The organism is Monashia sp. HAY1-2A, from assembly GCF_056755315.1.
Map to the genome: position 1 here is coordinate 1 of NZ_JBNDHY010000554.1, position 222 is coordinate 222.

Genomic DNA, 222 nt, shown 5'->3' on the forward strand with positions numbered 1-222 from the left:
CCCCCCCCCCCCCCCCCCCCCCCCCCCCCCCCCCTCCTCCAAACCAAACACCCCCCCCCCAGATTACTACGCGTCTCGTGGGCTCGGAGATGTGTATAAGAGACAGGTCGGGGCGAACCCGATCGCCTCGTAGATGCGACGACGACCACCCGGGGCCGCGGTGTGCCGGGACGCAGCCGACGGGCCTGTCTCTTATACACATCTGACGCTTCCGACGACGGA

1 protein-coding gene is annotated in these 222 nt (G+C 68.9%); it reads left to right on the plus strand.

Features of this window, described 5'->3' with window-relative positions:
- Nucleotides 1-206 (plus strand): hypothetical protein (locus ACPYOM_RS23060; protein WP_481347751.1); only part of this gene is annotated, 206 nt, incomplete at its 5' end.
- Nucleotides 207-222 lie beyond the last annotated feature (16 nt).